The sequence below is a fragment of the Aeromonas aquatica genome, assembly GCF_000764655.1.
In the GTDB taxonomy this organism is placed as follows: Bacteria; Pseudomonadota; Gammaproteobacteria; order Enterobacterales; family Aeromonadaceae; genus Aeromonas; species Aeromonas aquatica.
Window position 1 is genome coordinate 27,964 of sequence record NZ_JRGL01000122.1, and the last position, 17,504, is coordinate 45,467.

The 17,504-nt window shown below is 62.4% G+C and carries 20 protein-coding genes; 11 read left to right on the forward strand and 9 right to left on the reverse strand.

All coding sequences use genetic code 11. The features are described from left to right. Positions 1 to 24: 24 nt before the first annotated feature. Positions 25 to 1,362: a murein DD-endopeptidase MepM gene (mepM, locus tag LG30_RS0116105; protein ID WP_033131716.1), complete on the reverse strand. Its 1,338-nt coding sequence runs from the start codon at positions 1,360 to 1,362 to the stop codon at positions 25 to 27. 270 nt (positions 1,363 to 1,632) lie between these two features. Between mepM and LG30_RS0116110 the strand changes: the two genes are divergently transcribed. Together LG30_RS0116110 and LG30_RS0116115 are read left to right on the forward strand one after the other, a co-directional pair. Continuing rightward, positions 1,633 to 2,931 (forward strand): LapD/MoxY N-terminal periplasmic domain-containing protein, encoded by a 1,299-nt coding sequence (locus LG30_RS0116110; protein WP_033131717.1) that lies wholly within the window; start codon positions 1,633 to 1,635, stop codon positions 2,929 to 2,931. Then, positions 2,928 to 3,863 carry a TAXI family TRAP transporter solute-binding subunit gene (locus tag LG30_RS0116115; protein ID WP_033131718.1) on the forward strand — a complete coding sequence of 312 codons (936 nt, stop codon included), beginning with the start codon at positions 2,928 to 2,930 and terminating at the stop codon, positions 3,861 to 3,863. The genes LG30_RS0116110 and LG30_RS0116115 overlap by 4 nt, the downstream gene beginning before the upstream one ends. Here LG30_RS0116115 and LG30_RS0116120 read toward each other — a convergent pair. Together LG30_RS0116120 and znuA are read right to left on the reverse strand one after the other, a co-directional pair. Continuing rightward, positions 3,858 to 4,529, reverse strand: coding sequence for a transglutaminase-like cysteine peptidase (locus tag LG30_RS0116120; protein WP_033131719.1), 672 nt, complete (start codon positions 4,527 to 4,529; stop codon positions 3,858 to 3,860). The two genes, LG30_RS0116115 and LG30_RS0116120, sit on opposite strands and share 6 nt — an antisense overlap. 74 nt (positions 4,530 to 4,603) lie before the next feature. After that, positions 4,604 to 5,509, reverse strand: a complete 906-nt coding sequence (znuA, locus tag LG30_RS0116125) for a zinc ABC transporter substrate-binding protein ZnuA (RefSeq protein WP_033131720.1) — start codon at positions 5,507 to 5,509, stop codon at positions 4,604 to 4,606. A gap of 94 nt (positions 5,510 to 5,603) precedes the next feature. Here znuA and znuC point away from each other — a divergent pair, with 94 nt between their 5' ends. After that, on the forward strand, positions 5,604 to 6,368 hold the full coding sequence (znuC, locus tag LG30_RS0116130) for a zinc ABC transporter ATP-binding protein ZnuC (RefSeq protein WP_033131721.1): 765 nt from the start codon (positions 5,604 to 5,606) through the stop codon (positions 6,366 to 6,368). Between the two features lie 9 nt (positions 6,369 to 6,377). Next, positions 6,378 to 7,157 (forward strand): zinc ABC transporter permease subunit ZnuB, encoded by a 780-nt coding sequence (gene znuB / locus LG30_RS0116135; protein ID WP_033131722.1) that lies wholly within the window; start codon positions 6,378 to 6,380, stop codon positions 7,155 to 7,157. A 447-nt stretch (positions 7,158 to 7,604) separates the two neighbouring features. Here the strand turns inward: znuB and LG30_RS0116140 are convergent, their stop codons facing one another. Next, entirely contained in the window at positions 7,605 to 8,498 is an 894-nt protein-coding gene (locus LG30_RS0116140) for a LysR substrate-binding domain-containing protein (RefSeq protein WP_033131723.1), read from the reverse strand. Positions 8,499 to 8,589: 91 nt separating this feature from the next. Here LG30_RS0116140 and LG30_RS0116145 point away from each other — a divergent pair, with 91 nt between their 5' ends. Beyond that, positions 8,590 to 9,447, forward strand: coding sequence for a DMT family transporter (locus LG30_RS0116145; protein WP_033131724.1), 858 nt, complete (start codon positions 8,590 to 8,592; stop codon positions 9,445 to 9,447). Between the two features lie 17 nt (positions 9,448 to 9,464). Here the strand turns inward: LG30_RS0116145 and LG30_RS0116150 are convergent, their stop codons facing one another. Beyond that, on the reverse strand, positions 9,465 to 10,046 hold the full coding sequence (locus LG30_RS0116150; RefSeq protein WP_033131733.1) for a uracil-DNA glycosylase family protein: 582 nt from the start codon (positions 10,044 to 10,046) through the stop codon (positions 9,465 to 9,467). A gap of 102 nt (positions 10,047 to 10,148) precedes the next feature. Between LG30_RS0116150 and rarD the strand changes: the two genes are divergently transcribed. Next, entirely contained in the window at positions 10,149 to 11,042 is an 894-nt protein-coding gene (gene rarD, locus LG30_RS0116155) for an EamA family transporter RarD (protein WP_033131725.1), read from the forward strand. Further along, positions 11,027 to 11,389 carry a GIY-YIG nuclease family protein gene (locus tag LG30_RS0116160; protein WP_052101141.1) on the forward strand — a complete coding sequence of 121 codons (363 nt, stop codon included), beginning with the start codon at positions 11,027 to 11,029 and terminating at the stop codon, positions 11,387 to 11,389. Before rarD ends, LG30_RS0116160 begins: the two co-directional genes overlap by 16 nt. A 43-nt stretch (positions 11,390 to 11,432) precedes the next feature. On the opposite strand, the gene pspG is transcribed toward LG30_RS0116160, so the two are convergent. From pspG to LG30_RS0116180, 4 genes are all read right to left on the reverse strand, one after another. Continuing rightward, entirely contained in the window at positions 11,433 to 11,651 is a 219-nt protein-coding gene (gene pspG / locus LG30_RS0116165; protein ID WP_033131734.1) for an envelope stress response protein PspG, read from the reverse strand. 45 nt (positions 11,652 to 11,696) lie between these two features. Then, positions 11,697 to 11,903: a PspC domain-containing protein gene (locus LG30_RS0116170; RefSeq protein WP_033131727.1), complete on the reverse strand. Its 207-nt coding sequence runs from the start codon at positions 11,901 to 11,903 to the stop codon at positions 11,697 to 11,699. A gap of 2 nt (positions 11,904 to 11,905) precedes the next feature. Beyond that, complete coding sequence (gene pspA / locus LG30_RS0116175; RefSeq protein WP_033131728.1) at positions 11,906 to 12,568, reverse strand: phage shock protein PspA; 663 nt, start codon at positions 12,566 to 12,568, stop codon at positions 11,906 to 11,908. 209 nt (positions 12,569 to 12,777) lie between these two features. Continuing rightward, complete coding sequence (locus LG30_RS0116180; protein ID WP_033131729.1) at positions 12,778 to 13,506, reverse strand: 1-acylglycerol-3-phosphate O-acyltransferase; 729 nt, start codon at positions 13,504 to 13,506, stop codon at positions 12,778 to 12,780. A gap of 177 nt (positions 13,507 to 13,683) precedes the next feature. Here LG30_RS0116180 and LG30_RS0116185 point away from each other — a divergent pair, with 177 nt between their 5' ends. The 4 genes from LG30_RS0116185 to LG30_RS0116200 are packed head-to-tail and all read left to right on the forward strand — an operon-like array spanning position 13,684 to position 17,429. After that, positions 13,684 to 14,061 carry a hypothetical protein gene (locus tag LG30_RS0116185; protein WP_033131735.1) on the forward strand — a complete coding sequence of 126 codons (378 nt, stop codon included), beginning with the start codon at positions 13,684 to 13,686 and terminating at the stop codon, positions 14,059 to 14,061. Between the two features lie 51 nt (positions 14,062 to 14,112). Beyond that, the gene (locus LG30_RS0116190; RefSeq protein WP_033131730.1) at positions 14,113 to 16,167 is read left to right on the forward strand and encodes a protein-disulfide reductase DsbD family protein; all 2,055 of its coding nucleotides are present in this window, start codon (positions 14,113 to 14,115) and stop codon (positions 16,165 to 16,167) included. Then, entirely contained in the window at positions 16,164 to 16,901 is a 738-nt protein-coding gene (locus tag LG30_RS0116195) for a DsbA family protein (RefSeq protein ID WP_033131731.1), read from the forward strand. Before LG30_RS0116190 ends, LG30_RS0116195 begins: the two co-directional genes overlap by 4 nt. 3 nt (positions 16,902 to 16,904) lie before the next feature. Further along, positions 16,905 to 17,429 (forward strand): protein disulfide oxidoreductase, encoded by a 525-nt coding sequence (locus LG30_RS0116200; protein WP_033131732.1) that lies wholly within the window; start codon positions 16,905 to 16,907, stop codon positions 17,427 to 17,429. Positions 17,430 to 17,504 lie beyond the last annotated feature (75 nt).

Here is a 17,504-nt window from a genome sequence, read left to right on the forward strand (position 1 = left end):
CTTTTCATATCCGGGACGGGAAAATTAACCCGCCTCCATCTCCTTGCGATAGCTCTTCACCTTGGCGAGGAACTGACGCTTGTCCTTGCCGGAGAGAGGTTCGGCCATCGGCAGCTTGACCTTCATGGGATCCACCGGACGGTTGTTGACCCGCACCTCGTAGTGCAGGTGGGCACCGGTGGAGCGACCCGTGTTGCCGGAGAGCGCAATCTTGTCCCCCATCTTCACCTTCTGGCCCGGCTTCACCAGCAACTTGCTCAGGTGCAGATAGCGGGTCATCAGGGTACGGCCATGCTTGATCACCACATAGGTACCGGCCAGCGGGTGGCGGGTCGCCTTGAGCACGACCCCATCACCGGTGGCCATGACCGCCGTCCCCACCGGCAGGGCGAAGTCGGTCCCCTCATGGGGGCGAACCTGACCCGTGATGGGATGGCGCCGGGCAGGGTTGAAGTTGGAACTGACCCGGTAACGACTGTGGGTCGGATAACGGCGGAAGCCACGCTCCAGGCTGTTCGCCTGGCCATCATAATAGTTGCCATCTTCCGACAGCCAGGCAGACACCGTCTTGCCCTGGCTGAACACCTCCACCCCCAGCAGCTGGGTGTTGCCAGTGCTCTTGCCCTCGACCGTCTCCTGCTTCACCAGCACCTTGAACTTGTCACCCTTTTGCAGATCCTTGGCGAAATTCATTCGCCACTGGAACAGGTTGGCAATTTTCTGGATGTGGTTCGCCGGGATCCCCGCATTGCGGGCGCTGACATAGAAGCTGCCGTTGATGACACCGTCATAACTCTTCTGCTGCCACTGCACCTCTTCATTGAGCATGTTGGCGCTGTAAGTGTCGTCGGTGCGCTCCAGCACCAGGGTCTGCTTGATGTTCAGGCGGATCTTGAGCTGCTGCAGTATGTTGTCCTGATCGATCAGCAACTCTATGGTCTGGCCGGGCTTGAGCCGCGCCAGATTGTTCTTGGCATCCGCATCCAGCACCTTGTAGAGGGTGGTGGTGGAGAGCCCCAGGTTGTTGAAGATGGTGGTCAGGTTCTCACCGTTGCGCACCCGGTAATCCTGCCACTGGGGGGTTGCATCGGCCGGGATGTCATCCTCCGGGGCCGCAGCCTCCACCAGTTCGTGATCCGGAATGTCGTTGAAGTCGGTGTTGTCTTCGTTGGTTGCGGTGCCAGTGGTGGCGATCGGCAACTCCAGACGCAATGGCCGCTCCAGGATGTCACCTGGGGCTGGCAATACGGCTACCGCTGACAGCGTCATGGCCGTGAGCAATAGCATGGCGTAAAAATGTTTGCGGGGAACCGGGGGTTCCCAGTTGGCAGCCTGCGCTACCAAGGGACGGAGACGTTTCATCCGCTATCCTGTCGTTAGATCTAAGGGTGGTAGTTGTGGGTCTGTTTTTATGAGTTTTTATTATGAAAACCGAATATCTGGTTTTTAGACCTAAATACTTACAAAAAGTTCATAGCTATATGCACGAACCTCACATTTTATGCATAACCTCCCTGCATGGGCAGAAATGATCGTCGCTTTCAGCCATTTTTTTCTATTTTTAAGAACCGGGTCCGGTTGTTTTCGCAGCCGAATCATCAAATGTTGCAATAACATTGCCATGGAGTAGGTATGTCATTGGCCAGATTGTTAAATGTAATCATTCTGATCCTGTTCGCCATCGGTGCCATCCTGCTGTTCATGCTTGAGATCACCACGGTACGGCAATCCATCCTCGATCAGATGTCGGCCAACCTGGAGACCGCCATCACGGCGCTGGGGCTGGTGCTGCAGGGGACCCTGCTCAACGACGACAAGGTGCTGGCGGAAACCATCGTCAACGCCATGTTCGACGGCGGCTTCGTCAGCTCGGTCACCCTGCTGGACCCGGATGGTCAAATACTGTTTCAGAAGGCATTTCACACGGCTCAGCAGAACATCCCCAGCTGGCTGCCGACCGTCGTTCACATGCCGCCGGTCAAGGTGGAGCAGGAGCTCACCGACGGCTGGCGCATCCTCGGCACCCTCACCCTCGAGGGGCACAAGGGCTATGCCTACCAGCACCTGTGGAATGCCATCAGCCGGACCGGGCTGGCCCTGCTCGGTGGTCTGGTGGTACTGACCCTCATCATCCAGTGGGTGTGCAATCGCCTGCTTCGCCCCCTCGAGGAGATCAGCCTGCAGTTGATGCAGATCCGAAAACGCCAGTTCAGCGGCAACCTGCCGACTCCCTGGTTGCGGGAACTGCAGGAGGTTGTCACCTCCATCAACCAGCTGATCTCGGAGCGCAAGCGAGACCTGCTGCAACAGCGGCTCAAGATCACCCAGCTCGGCAAGCACGATGACATTCAGGCCCAGCAACCGCTGATGGGACTGGCCGAGACCGCAAACGGCATGCATCTGCAGCACTTTGTCTCCACTCAGGGAGACATCAGGCTATACAGCCGGCTTATTCCCCGCACCCCGCCGACCACGGACAGTTCGCCCGACGAGATCCGGGCCCTGCTCAACGACTGGTTGGCCCAGAAGGCTGAGGGGATCCAGCTCCCCCTCAGCCTGCTCACTCATCCCGACTGGGCGCAGTTCGCCTCATCCCTGGCGAGCGGCAAGGGCAAGACTCTGGACTGGCGCTGGGATCTGGCCAGCTTCCCCCCGCTGGCCGAGGAGCGGCTGACGGCGCTGCAGGCCCAAGGGGTCGAGATGGCATTCAGCAACGTGCCGATGAACAACGACAACCTGGCCAGGCTCGACCCCGTCAGGCCGGTATTCATCAGCTGTCAGCTGACCCAGACCCCCCTCTACTGGAATCTGCTCTCCCAGTGCCTGCATGCCTCCGGCTATACCCTGCTGGCAGAAGCGAGCGAAGTGAGCGACATAGACACCCTGCGCGGCTGGGGTATAGATGGTTATGCTAGCCGGGAGGCATCATGAGAGCTTTTCTGCTGTTACTTGCCCTGTTGTGGCAACCCGGCTCGCACGCCGCCACCATAGCCACGGGTGGCGAGCAGGGTATTTATTACCAGATCATCAAGGAGTTCTGCCGACTGGCCGGCAAGAGTGACCCGGATCTGCAATGCAAACTGCAGGCCAGCTCAGGCTCCATCGAGAATCTGCGTCTGCTGCAAACGGGAGAGATCCCCTACGCCCTCGTCCAATCTGACTGGCTCTATCAGGCCAGTCATGGCATCGGACCTTTTGCCAAGCAACCCCAACCCGAGCTGCGGGCACTCTTCGCGACTCATGCCGAGCCTTTCACCATAGTAGTGCGGGCCGACGGCGACCTCACCACACTGGATCAGCTCAAGCTGGCCCCCATCGATATGGGGCTGAAGAGTTCGGGTACCCGCCAGACTGCCCTGGCACTGTTTTCTGCCATGGGTGTAAAGGAGCAGGATCTGGATCTGAAGAGCGTGGCCAACCTGGCCGAGGCGCTGTGCAGCAAGCAGATCGATGCCTATGGACTGGTGATGGGGCATCCGAACCGGATCGTATTGGAGACTGCCAAGCGCTGCGCCATCAGCTTTTTACCCATCGATGGGCCGGTTCGGGAGCAACTGTTGAAGGGGGTGACGTTCTATCAACGCAGTCAAGTGCCAGCCCGCATCTACCCGGGCAATCTGAAAGCCACCCCCACCTTCGCCATCGCCGCCACCCTGGTCACCAATGGCACCACGCCAGATGCTGATGTCTATCGTCTGACCAAGGCGATGCTGAGCCAGCAAACCAGCTTCAACGAGCAGACCTACGGCTACGCCAACCTGTTCCACAAGGCGCGCAACAAGATAGGTCCGGTGCTGAGTGTCGAGCAGCATCCGGGGGCGACAAAGTATTTCGAGGAATTGAAAACGGCGGGCAAGCTATAGCTGACGGCGGGGGGTACGCAGATGCTCGCTGGAGAAGCGGCTCTGCATCGAGGTCCATTGCGTCAGGCGATCGGCGCTGCCAGCCAGTGTTCCCTCGCGCCGTGACTTCATGACCCAGATACTCTTGGCATCGAAGCTATAAACGGGTTGCAGATCGTTGCGCTTGCTGCCGGGCAGAATACGGCCGTTGATGTTGTCGAGTACCATGGGATCGGACTTGGTGGTCGAGAAGTAGAGCGTCACCATGTGAAACTGGTTGTACCGAATGGCCTTCACGTAGGCCAACCGCAGCTTCTTCTCATCGACCCCAAGCTCCATCAGGGTGTAGTACTTGGAGATACTGTAATCCTCGCAGTCCCCTCCCCGGGCGCCGATAAACTCCAGCGGATTGGCCCAGTAATCTTCCTCTCCCCACAGCTTGGGATCGTCGCTGTAGGTCAGATTGTTGAAGTAGTTGTTCACCAGCTCCAGCTTCTGCTGATCCGTGGTGCCCGCTCTGGGTGTGAGCAGCCGGGAAAACGCCTCGGCCCGCTGCAATGCCCGGCCACCGTAAACCTCCTGCAACTTGGCCTTCAGCTCAGGGCTGGCAATGTAACTGGAGAGCTGGGAAGCCTGCAACGGGGTACAGCTCAATGCCGCGATGCAGGCAGGGACAATCCATTTCATACCGAACACTCCATTTCATACGCTGGAGGTCAGTATAGTCAGCCCTGACGGTCAGATGACCACGGTCGCCACCTTTAGCGGCACTCGGCAAAGGCATCGGCCAGTTGCTGCATGAATTGCGGATAACCATCGGGACCGAGCGGCACCTGTTCGCCTACCTCATCCAGCAGCAACACCTTGGCCCCCGTATTGCGAGCGACCGACTCGATCACCGCCGGCGAGAACTGTGGCTCGGCATAGATGCAGCTCGCCTGCTTCTCCTCCAGCGCCTTGCGGATCTCCACCAGCGTCTTGGCCCCCGGGCGGCGCTCCGGGCTCACGGTGAAGTGCCCCTTGGATCTCATGCCGTAATGACGCTCCCAGTAACCATAGGCTTCGTGGAAGACGAAATACCCCCTCTGGTTCACCGCCGTCATCTGCCCGGAAATGAGCTTGTCCTTGGCCTCCACCTTGGCCTTGAAGGCCAACAAGTTGGCGCGATAACGTTCGGCATTGGCCGGATCCTGGGCACTCAGAGTCTCGCTCAGCGCACCGGCGATGACCAGTGCCTGGGTCGGCCCCAGCCAGATGTGAGGGTCGACCCCTTCGTGATGATGCCCCTCGTGCCCGTCATGGTCATGATCTTCGTCGGCATGCTCCTCATGCCCGGTCTGCTTGCTGTAGTCGAACAGCGGCATGCCCTGAACCTTGGTCAGGGTCAGCACATGGGGATGCTTGGCCAGCGGCTTGGCCATGAAGCCTTCCAGCTCCGGGCCGACCCAGACCACCAAATCGGCGTCGTTGATGCTGCGGATGTCGGAAGGACGCAGGGCGAAGTCATGGGGAGAGGCACCGGTCGGCAGCAACACCTTGGGTTCACTCACGCCGTCGGTGATGGCGGCCGCGATAAAGCCGAGGGGTTTGATGGTGGTCAGCACCTCGAGGGCACGAACAGGCAGACTCACCACCAGCAAGGCAGTGATCAGGGTAAGAATTCGCATAGGGGTCTCGTCAGGAAGTGAGTGTGTGATAATATAACAAACCAATGCTGTTGTTATATTATAACTCTCACAGGCTGTAAACCCCGGAGCTGTCATGACCCAACTGGTGGAGCTGAAAGATGTCTGTCTCTCGTTCGACGGACGATCCGTGCTCGACAAGGTCTCCTTTACCCTGAACAAAGGCAAAATCACCACCCTGGTCGGCCCAAACGGGGCAGGCAAGAGCACCCTGAGCAAGCTGGTGCTGGGCCTGCTCAGCCCGGACTCCGGCCAGATCCTGCGCCGTCGCGATCTGCGGGTCGGCTATGTGCCCCAGCGCCTCTATCTGGATCCCACCCTGCCGCTGACGGTGCGCCGCTTCCTGCAGCTTGGCAAGAACGGCCGTCTCTCCATCGACGAGGCGCTGAACCGGGTCGGGGCCCAGGAGCTGCTGGACAACCGGATGCAGAAACTCTCAGGTGGCGAGATGCAGCGGGTGCTGCTGGCCCGCGCCCTGCTGGTCAAACCCGAGCTGCTGGTGCTGGACGAGCCGGTACAGGGGGTCGATATCAGCGGCCAGATCGAGCTCTACGCCCTCATCGGCCAACTCGCCGCTGAGCTCAACTGCGCCGTGCTGATGGTCTCACACGACCTGCACCTGGTGATGGCCAGCACCCACGAGGTGATCTGCCTCAATCGCCATGTCTGCTGTCACGGCGAGCCGGAGAGCGTGGCCCGTCACCCGGAATTCGCCCGCCTGTTCGGGCGGCCGGAACAGGAGGTGCTGGCGGTCTACACCCACCATCACCACTGCGACGGCGAACACCATCATCATGAACCCCAGGCGCCCGTCATCCGCCTGCCCTCTCGCAAGCAATAGGACATTCCAGTGGACAGCTTTTTGTTATATGCCCTCGCGGCCGGCCTCGGCATCGCCCTGCTGGCCGGCCCCCTCGGCAGCTTCGTGGTGTGGCGCAAGATGGCCTATTTTGGCGACACCCTCTCCCATGCCTGCCTGTTTGGCATAGCGCTGGGGATACTGCTGCAGGTCGACCTCACCCTGGCGGTCGTCGTCTGCTGCCTCGCCATGGCCATGCTGCTAGTCATCATGAGCCGCAATCAGCAGGTCGCCACCGACACCCTGCTCGGCATTCTGGCTCACAGCGCCCTGTCGCTCGGTCTGGTCACCCTGAGTTTCATGGACAACGTGCGGGTGGACCTGATGGCCTACCTGTTCGGCGATCTGCTCTCGGTGCAACCCATGGATCTGCTCTGGATCTACGGCGGCGGCGCCCTGGTGTTGCTCACCCTGTGGCGGCTCTGGGATCCCCTGCTCTCCATGACCATCTCCGAGGAGCTGGCGCGGGTGGAAGGGGTGCGGGTCGACGTGTTGCGCTGCGTGCTGATGCTGCTGATCGGGCTGGTGATCGCGGTGGCGATGAAGTTTGTCGGCGCCCTCATCATCACCTCCTTGCTGATCATTCCCGCCGCCACCGCCCGGCGCTTCAGCCAGACGCCGGAGCAGATGGCGGGCCTGGCGGCCCTGATAGGTTGCCTGGCGGTGCTGGGGGGGCTCAGTCTCTCCTGGTATCAGGACACCCCTGCCGGCCCCTCGGTCGTAGTCTGTGCCACCAGCCTGTTTGTGCTCAGTCAGTTCAAGAAAGCCTGAATCTCGGGTGGCCTGATCGTTGCTGTCAGGCCACTCCCAATCTCGGCCCCTCGGTCGTGGTCTGTACCACCAGCCTGTTTGTGCTCAGTCAGTTCAAGAAAGCCTGAATCTCGGGTGGCCTGATCGTTGCTATCAGGCCACTCCCAATCTCGGCCCCCCGGTCGTGGTCTGTGCCACCAGCCTGTTTGTGCCCAGTCAGTTCAAGAAAGCCTGAATCTCGGGTGGCCTGATCGTTGCTATCAGGCCACTCCCAATCTCGGCCCCCCGGTCGTGGTCTGCGCCACCAGCCGGTTTGTGCTGAATCAGTTCAAGCGAGCATAGAAGGCACGAGACCGGACAGCGACAATGACCATCGCCATTCCGTCCCATGGCAAAAACCTTCAATAAAACCTTCCTTAGCAGCCAATTACAGTAGTTTAATCTCAACAAAGCAGGACAAACCACCGTTCAAGGTTGACTCATGCTCTGCCGCGTCTCCATCATCAGCCATTGCCGCAACCGGCTGATGGCGGGCTCGTGAGCCCGCGCGCGCTTACAGGTGAAATAGAAGGCATCCCCTGTCACCAGCTGGTGCACCGGCAGCGCCACCAACTGGGGATCGTCCGGCCGCAGCATGTAATCGTTCACGAACGCCACCCCCTGATCCCAGGCCGCCGCCTCCATCGCCAGCAGCACGTGGCTGAAGTGGTGCATGCGCGCCTCATCCGGGATGACCAGATCACCCGCCTTGGCCCAGCGCTGCCAATCCTCCCCTCGCGCCTTGTAGATGGACTGCACCGACAACAGCGGCAACTGCCAGATGGCCTGGGGCCACTCCCCTTCGACCTGTTGCAGCAGGCGCCGACTGCAGACCGGGAACAGCCGCTCCCGATAGATGAGATCGTGGCTGTAACCGCGCCCGTGAGGGGAGACGGTGATGAAGCAGTCCGCCACCCGATCGGACAGTTCAGGATCTTCCGCCACCATCTCCAGGCTGAGATCCAGCTCGGGGTAGAGCTGGCGCAGGCCCGCCAGGCGCGGGATCAGCCACTTGACCGCAAAGGAGCTGTAGACCGCGAGCCGCAGCCGCATCTCGCCGCTGCCGCGCAACTGCTCGCTGCTCTGGGCAATCTGGCCGAGCCCCGCCGAGATACCCTCGAAGTAGAGCTCCCCCTGCTGGGTCAGTGACAACAGCCGACCCTGGCGCAGCAGCAACCGCTCCCCGAGAAAATCCTCAAGCAGCCGGATCTGGTGGCTGACCGCGCTCTGGCTGACGTTCAGTTCCAGCGCCGCACGGGAGAAGCTGAGCAGACGGGCGACCGCCTCGAAGTATTGAACGGCGCGCAGGGGGGGCAGTTTCATTATCCAAAATTCTCATGGATGGTGATTTTTTATCATTTTACTGGATAACAAGAGGAGGGCTACCCTTCCCTCATCTGAAGCGGGAGGTGGTATGAATGCAGTCGGGATCGGCATCCTTTATCTGGTGCTTGGCAACATGGTGGCGGTCTTTTCCGATGCGCTGGTCAAGGTGCTGGATCCGAGCCAGCCGGTGTTCCAGTTCGTGTTCTTCCGCCAGCTCTCCGCCGCCCTCTTGCTGACCCCCTGGCTGCTCTGGTCCTGGCCTCGCCATCCGCCGGTAGCGCTCAAGTGGCACCTGCTACGTGCCCACATCTGGGCCATCGGTGTCTGCCTGATGGTGGTCGCCCTCACCCGCCTGCCGCTCGCCACCGCCAACGCCCTGTTTTATGCGGCGCCGTTGCTGATGGTGCCGCTCGCGGTCTGGCTGGCGGGAGAGGCGCTGTCGCGTCAGAAGGTGTTGACGGCGCTGCTCGGCTTCATCGGGGTGCTGATCGTGTTGCGACCGACCGAGGTAAACTGGGCGGCCCTGGCCGCGCTCGGGGTCGCGCTCTCCATGGCGGTCAACAACCTGCTGATCAAGCGGATCCCGCTCAAGCAGCCCATCGCCCAGACCCTGTTCTTCACCAACGTGCTGAGCATGCCCATCATACTGGCGCTGGCCTGGTGGGAAGGGGGGGATTGGCAGTGGCAGATGTGGTGGCCCGCGTTCGGCTCCTCGGCGCTGATCATGGTCTACGCCGGACTCTGCGTGGTGGCCTATCGCAAGGCGGAGGCGAGCAAGATCGCCTCGGCGGAGTACACCGGCCTGTTGATGGCAGTCGCCATCGGGGTCTGGTTGTTCGACGAGCAACCGGGACTGCCGCTGCTGCTGGGGTGCCTGTGCATAGTGCTGCCCCTCGTCGTCATGGCCCGTGGCAAACCAAAAACGGTCGCCGAGCCCGCGACCTGAGTCCAGTAATGAGAGGGTCACCCCAGCAGTGGGGTGACCCTCTGTCTAAGGTGCGGGATGACATCCTGCTCGAACCAGGGATTCTTCTTGAGCCAGAAGGTGTTGCGCGGCGAGGGATGGGGCAGCGGCAACCAGTCGGGGCCATAGTCGGCCCAGTTTCTGACCGTCTCGGTGAGCGTGCCTTTAGCTGCCCGGCCCAGATAATGGTGCTGGGCATATTGGCCGATCAGCAGGGTCAGCTCGATATGGGGCAGCAGCATCAGCACCTTGTCGTGCCAGGTCGGCGCGCACTCGGGGCGCGGCGGCAGATCCCCCGACTTGCCCCGGCCCGGATAGCAAAGCCCCATCGGCATGATGGCGATGCGGGACTCGTCGTAGAAGGTCTCCTTGTCCACCCCGAGCCAGTGACGCAACCGCTCGCCGGAAGGGTCGTCCCAGGGGATGCCGCTGGCATGGACGCGGGTACCGGGCGCCTGACCGATGATCAGCAGGCGAGCACGCTCGCTGCCGCGGATCACCGGCCTGGGCCCCAGCGGCAGGTGGGCCTCGCATAACCGGCAGGCCCGGATCTGTTCAAACAAGCTATCGAGTCGGTTCATGGTGGCCATGGTAGCAGACTTTCCCGCCAGATCCCGCTTGTGGAACCGGCGGCAGATACTTATGATGCCGCCACATTTGTTTAATTTAATAAACGGAATGGGATGAAGAACTGGCTGGGCACCGGCAGTGCGGCCCTCTCCTTCGTGCTCTGGGGTCTGCTACCCCTCTACTACCAGTTCATGCCCGCGGTGAACATGTGGGAGCTGCTCTCCCACCGGGTGCTCTGGTCGGTCGTCCTGCTCGGCGGGATCTTCCTGCTACTCGGTGTATCCGTGCCTTGGGCGCGTCTGCGCGCCGAGCCGCACCAGCTCGGCCTCATCCTGCTGGCGGGCCCCGTCATGTCCATCAGCTGGTGCATGTTCACCTGGTGCCTGACCACGGGCCAGGTGCTGGCCACCAGCCTCGCCTTCTTCATGACGCCGCTGTTCAACATCGTGTTCGCCGTACTCTTCCTCAAGGAGAAGCTGAGCCCGCAGAAACACCTGGCGGTCGCCCTGGCGCTGGCAGGGCTGGCCTACATGCTGCTCTCCTATGGCGAGCTGCCCTGGTTCTCCCTCATCATGGGGGCCAACTTCGCCTTCTACGGTCTGATCAAGAAGAAGGTGCGCTATGACGCCGGGGTCAGCCTCTACCTCGAGTCTCTGGTTCAGCTCCCAGTTGCATTGCTCGTCCTCGGCTATCTCAGCGTCCAGGGCACCAGCCTGTTTATGGCCGGAGACTGGAGCGATCGCCTGCTGCTGATGGGCAGCGCCCCCGCCACCCTGCTGCCGGTGGGTCTGTTCTGCTACGCCGTGGCACGCACCCGCATGAGCACCGTGGGGCTGCTGCAATATATCGAGCCCAGCCTCGCCTTCCTGCTCGCCATCTTCTGGTTCGGCGAGACCCCGGATCCGGTCAAATCGGTGGGCTTCGCCTTCGTCTGGGCCGGCCTGCTGGTAAGCCTGCTGCCCCTGCATCGGCTCAGGCGCCGCCGGCTCGAATGGCGCAAGACATGAGCATGGCCACCGTGGCCGATACGCCGCCTTCCCGCTGGTTTATCTATCTGGTGCGCACCGGGGCGAACTCGCTCTACGCGGGTATCAGCACGGATCCGGAGCGTCGTCTGCGTCAGCACCAGAGCGGCAAGGGGGCCCGTGCCCTGCGGGGCAAGGGGCCGCTGACCCTGGTGTGGCGGCAGCAGGTCGAAGACAAGAGCCATGCCCTTCGCCTCGAATATCGGCTCAAGCAGCAGAGCAAGGCCTTCAAGGAGCGACTGGTGCAAGACCCTTCCCTGTGGGATGAGTGGAGTCGACCTTGGCTGGCAGGCATCGAAGCCGAGGCCACCACCGACCCGACGCCATAAAAAAAGCCACCGCGAACGGTGGCCGGGGAAAAGCCAGGGAGGCTTAACGGTAGGTATTTGACTGCTTGCGCCTGTTGCTGATGAACCAGCACACCAGCAGCAGCCCCAACAACCAGGGCGCCAGCTTGATGATGAGGGCAACCATGCCGGCCAGGGCGCCAAACAGCACGAAGACCCCGCTCACCAGCAACATGGCCAGCACGGTAAAACCGGTCAGCGCCATGGTCACCAGTACCAGCATCAAGACGATAAATTCCAGCATGGTTTGCTCCTCACGCATCTCACTTGCCGGCGGAAAGACACGGGGTCAATCCAGCCAGCGCTTCAATTCACGACGGGGTGGCATGGCGAGCACCGCCAACAGATAGATGGCCAGGGCCAGGGGCGGCATCAGGATCAGGGCGAGCAAGGCCACCACCCGCACCGTCACCCTGGAGATACCCAACCCCTTGGCAAGGCCGGCGCAGACCCCGGTCAGCTTGCGATGGGCCAGGTCTTTCGGCCAGGGGGTCATGATTACACCTCGACCTTCTGACCCTTCAGTCGGGCCAGTTCGCGCTCGATTTCGTCATTGAGCTCCAGCTCGCGGAACTGCGCCTCCAGGGAGGGATTCTGCCCCAGAGTCGCCGCCTCCAGCTGGGCTTCCAGCTGATCCACCCGGCCCTGAAAGCCGTCGAAACGGGCCATCAGCTCGTGCATGCGCTGGTTGTCGACCTGGGCACGGGCCCGGATCCGGCTGTGGGCCGTCTGCTCGCGCAGGGTCAGCAGCGTCTGCTTCTCCCGCGCTTCGGTCAGCTTGGCGGCCAGCCGTTCGCTGTCGGCGGTCAGCTGGGCCAGCACCTCGGCCACCCGGGCCTTGTCCTGCTCCAGCTGCTCGCATTTCTTGACCTCGGCCAGCTTCTCGGTGAGGGCGGCACGTGCCAAGTCTTCACGGCCCTTCTGGATGGCGAGCTCGGCCTTGGCCGCCCACTCCAGGATCTGGTGGCGCAGCGCCTGTTGATGGCGCTCCAGTTGCTTCTGCTCGGCGATGACGCGGGCGGCCTGGGTTCTCATCTCGACCTGCACCTGCTCCATCTCCTCGATCATCAGCCGCAGCATCTTCTCCGACTCCTCACTCTTGTCGAGCAGGCTGTGCAGGTTGGCGTTGATCACGTCGGTCAGGCGGCTAAATAGGCTCATGGTCTGGCTCCTCGTTGATGGGATGTCACTCTCTTCCCATACCATTACAAGAGCCGTGCCAAGATAATTTATCGTTGTGTTACAACTAGATGGGGATGTATTGCAGAAATTCAACAAGCATGAAGTGGTGAAAAAAACCAACAAGATGGTGATTCTCACCAATAAAAAAGGGAGCCGACGGCTCCCTCAATCATTCAGCGGATCCTGGCTCAGGCGGCCGGCCCATGACCCAGCTGGCTGTCCAGCTCGGCCAGCTTGGCCTCCATCTGGGTGCGGCAGTTGTCGGAGAGTTCGCGGATGCCGGCGGCACCGTGCTCCTTGCTGCACATAGGCGGCAGCATCTCCAGCAGCACCTCGCCGTTGTCCCAGCGGTTCAGGTCGACCTGACCGAAGTAGCTGGAGCAGACGATGGGCACCACGGGCACCTCGGCCTGCACTGCGGTATGGAAGGCGCCAGCCTTGAACGGCAGCAGGCCACGGCCCTGGGAACGGGTCCCTTCCGGGAACATCCAGATGGAGGTGCCGTGGTGTTTGATGCGATCCACCACCTGGCCTATGGTGCCGATGGCGCGGGAACGGTTGGATCTGTCGATCAGCACGTTGCCGGAAAGCCAGAAGATCAGGCCGAAGAACGGCAGCCACAGCAGGCTCTTCTTGCCCACCGCCACCACGCCGGGGCGCACGGCGCCAGTCACGGTGAAGATGTCGAAGTTGCTCTGGTGATTGCAGACATAGACAGCCGGGCCGACCGACTTGACCTCGTCCGGGATGATCACCCTGACCTTGAGCCCGATCAGCGGGCAGACGGCATGGTACATGCGGGCAAACACATAGACGTTGTTGGGGTGGCGCGGGCGCACCAGACAGAGCAACAGACCAAACACGAACCAGAAGACGAGCAGCAGGGTTAGCAGCAGCACACGGGCAAGTTTGAGCATCGAACACCTCGGAATTTGACTCGGCGCAGTATACTGGTCCCCCTTTTAGCGAACAAGCGTTCGCCAAACAGAACCGACCATCCCCGGCACCACTTGGGGCACACTCAGCCTTCCCCCCGACTTGCCCCACCCGCCAATGGCCGTTAGGATGTGGCCATCTTGATGAACGGGGCGAGCATGATCCACCAACAACGCATGGCGAAACGACTCCTGCTGCTGGTCTGCCTGTTGCTGCTCAATTGTGCGGCCCAGCCGCTGGCCCGGCTGGCCATGCTCGATCAGGCCCTCAGCTGCCAGGCGCTCCCCCAGCCAGGGGCTGCCGACGATCAGGATAGCGCCAAGTCCAGCAGCCCGCAGCCGAGCAGTTGCCAGCTCAACGGCAAGTGGCTGAGCGCCGCCAGCCTGCTCTGCGTCGAGCAACTGTTCTTCGCGGTCGCACTGGTCATTGCCCTGTTGGCGCCACTCTGGCGCTATACGCCCCCCTTGCCTCCCCCGAGAGTCATCTCGCCGCCCGAGCGGCGTCTTCATCTCACCCTCTGCGTCTGGCGGGAATGAGTTCAGCGGTTTCTGTCATTTACCGTCATTCATTTTTTGCGAGACAACAAGATGTCAAATCTCTTCAAGGCAACCCTGCTACTGGGCTGCTTGCTGTGGCAATCCATCGGCTTGGCCAGCGACACGGGCTGGCTCACCAGCCCCCAGAACGATCACGCCAAGGTGCGGCTGCAGGCCGATCGCAGCGACCCCGATCAGACCCGGATCCTGCTCGACATAGCCCTGGAATCGGGCTGGAAAACCTACTGGCACAGCCCGGGTGAGGGGGGCATAGCACCCCAGATCCTGTGGGATAAACCCGTCGCAGATTTCCAGTGGCACTGGCCCGTGCCCCGCCACTTCGAGGTGGCCGGGCTCAGCACCCAGGGCTACCAACAGAGCGTCAGCTTTCCCCTCAGTCTGCGCCATCCGGCCGATGAGCCACTCAAGGGCACACTGCGCCTCTCCACCTGCAGCAACGTCTGCATCCTGACCGATTATCCCTTCCGGCTCGACGCGGACGGCGCCGTGCCTGCCGGCTTCGACTTCGCCTGGGCCAAGGCCATGAGCGCCCTGCCCCAGTCCCTGCCGGCCGACATCGACATCCAGCTCGGCTATGGGCACAACCAGCTGCAGCTCTTGGCGGAACGGGCCGACGGCTGGCAGGCCCCGGCCCTCTTCATCGATGGGCTGGAAGGGGCCGAGTTTGGCAAACCCGAGGTCGAGGTACAGGGCAATCGCCTGATCGCCCGGGTCCCCGTCAGCGACGGCTGGCAGGGGGATGCGCCGGATCTGCGCGGCAAGACCCTGGGCCTGCTGCTCACCAGCGGGGAACAGGCCTGGCAGACCGAGGCTAGCATAACGGCGGCCCTGGCCCTGCCCGAGCAGCACGAGTCGCTGCTCTGGCTGCTGGGGGCCGCGCTGCTCGGCGGTCTCATCCTCAATCTGATGCCCTGCGTGCTGCCGGTGCTGGCGCTCAAGCTCGGCTCGGTGCTGCAACAGCAAGACAGGCGACAGGCCGAGGTGCGCAAGCAGTTCCTCGCCGCCAGCGCCGGCATCCTCGCCTCCTTCTGGGTGCTGGCCGCCATGAGCAGCCTGCTGCGCGCCACCCAGGGCGCGGTCGGCTGGGGTATCCAGTTTCAGAGCGCCGGCTTCATCGGCTTCATGGTGCTGGTGACCCTGCTGTTTTGCGCCAACCTGCTGGGCTTATTCGAGATCCGCCTGCCGAGCAGTCTCAGCACCCGGCTCGCCACCAGCGGTGGCAATGGCCTGGGGGGCCACTTCCTGCAGGGCAGCTTTGCCACCCTGCTGGCGACCCCCTGCTCCGCCCCCTTCCTCGGCACCGCGGTTGCCTTCGCTCTGGTGGCGCCGCTCGGGGAGCTGTGGCTCATCTTCACCGCGCTTGGGCTTGGCATGAGCCTGCCCTGGCTGCTGGTGGCGGCCCTGCCGCGTCTGGCGCTCTTGCTGCCGAAACCGGGCCGCTGGATGGGGCGGCTGCGCATCCTGCTCGGCCTGATGATGCTGGGCTCCAGCCTCTGGCTGGTCAGTCTGCTCGGCAACCATCTGGGCACCCTCGCCACCCGCTGGCTGATGGCGGGCCTGCTGCTGGCGCTGCTGGTCGGCATCATCTGGCGTTATGGCATCCGCGGCTTCACGCTGGCGCTCTCCCTCTCGGCCCTGATCGGCGGCGCCCTGCTGTTGGGGGGGGCCTTCACCGTCCAGGGCTCGGCCAGCGTCGATCGGGTGACCTGGCAGCCCCTGTCCGAACAGGCTATCACTCAGGCATTGGCGCAGAACAAGCGGGTCTTCGTGGATGTCACCGCCGACTGGTGCGTGACCTGCAAGGCCAACAAATACAACGTCTTGCTGCGTGATGAGGTGCAAGAGGCCCTCTCGGCCCCAGACCTGGTGGCCCTGCGCGGCGACTGGAGCAGGCCGAGCGACGCCATCGCCGCCTTCCTGCGCAAGCGGGGGGCCGCCGCCGTGCCCTTCAACCAGATCTACGGTCCCGGTTTACCGCAGGGAGAGACCCTCTCCCCCCTGCTGGACAAGGCCGACCTGCTCATCGTCTTGAAAAAAGCCGGCCTCGCGCCGGACCACAACAGCTTCCAAGGAGAACAACCATGAACCTGCGTACCCTGACCCTGATCGCCTCTTTCTCCACCGCGCTGCTGGCCCCGGCCCTGCACGCCGCCCCCTTCACCCCGGAGCAGGAGGCGCGCATCAAGGAGCTCATTCGCGAGACGCTGGTACAGAATCCGAAGATCCTCGACGAGGCGGCCGAATCCTGGGAGAAGCAGAACAGCGCCGCCCAGGAGGCCCAGCTCGGCAACTTCATCAAGGGCAATCAGGACGTGCTGTTCAACAGCGCCACCAGCCCGCGCCTCGGTGCCAAGAACCCCAAGCTGACCCTGGTGCTGTTCACCGACTACAACTGCCCCTACTGCAAGCAGTTCGATCCCCAGATAGCCAAGCTGCTCAAGGCCTATCCGAACGATCTGGGGCTGGTGATCAAGTTGCTGCCGTTCAAGGGCCAGACCTCCGCCAAGGCGGCCCAGTACAGCCTGACCCTGTGGCAACAGGATCCGGCCCGCTTCCTCCCCCTGCACGACAAGCTGATGAGCAAGCAGGGCATGCTGACCGAGACGGACATCAACAAGGCGCTGGCGGCCACCGACAACCTGACCCTCAAGCCCGATGCCAAGGCCACCGAGGAGCTGCGCAACAGCCTTCGCATCGGCACACTCCTGGGCGTGCAGGGCACACCGGCGACCCTGATCGGCAACCAGCTGGTGCCGGGCGCCCTCCCGTACGAAGAACTGGAACAGCTGGTGAAGACCGAGCTGGCCAAGCGGAGCTAAGCCATGGCGGAAGATGCGGTAGCAAAGGCGCCCCGCTGGCGACGCTGGGGCAAGGAGGCGCTCTGGCTGCTGTTGATGGCGCTGGTCGTCTCCACCCTGCTGGATCTGTGGCGCGGCCCGCCCCTGCCGGACGGGGCCATGGAGGCCCCCTTCACCCTGCAAGATGGCACCCATACCAGCCTCGCCGCCCTGAGTCAGGGCAAGCCGCTGCTGGTCTACTACTGGGCCAGCTGGTGCGGGGTCTGCCGCTTCACCACCCCGATGGTGGAGCAACTGTGGCAGGAGGGTGAGAACGTGCTGACGGTGGCCCTGCGCTCCGGCAGCGACGCCCAACTGCAGCAGGGCATGAGCAAGAAGGGCTTGAGCTTTCCCACCCACAACGATGAGCAGGGCAACCTCGCCGCCCAATGGCTGGTGGGAGTGACCCCGACCTTCCTCATCATCGAGGATGGCAAGCTGGTGAGCAGCACCACCGGCTGGAGCAGCCGCTGGGGTCTGAAGCTGCGGCTGTTGTGGGCCCGTTGGTAACGACGGCGAAAACCCGAAATGACCAGAGCCCGGTAGCGACACCGGGCTCTTTTTTATGGCTATGTCCCAATTACG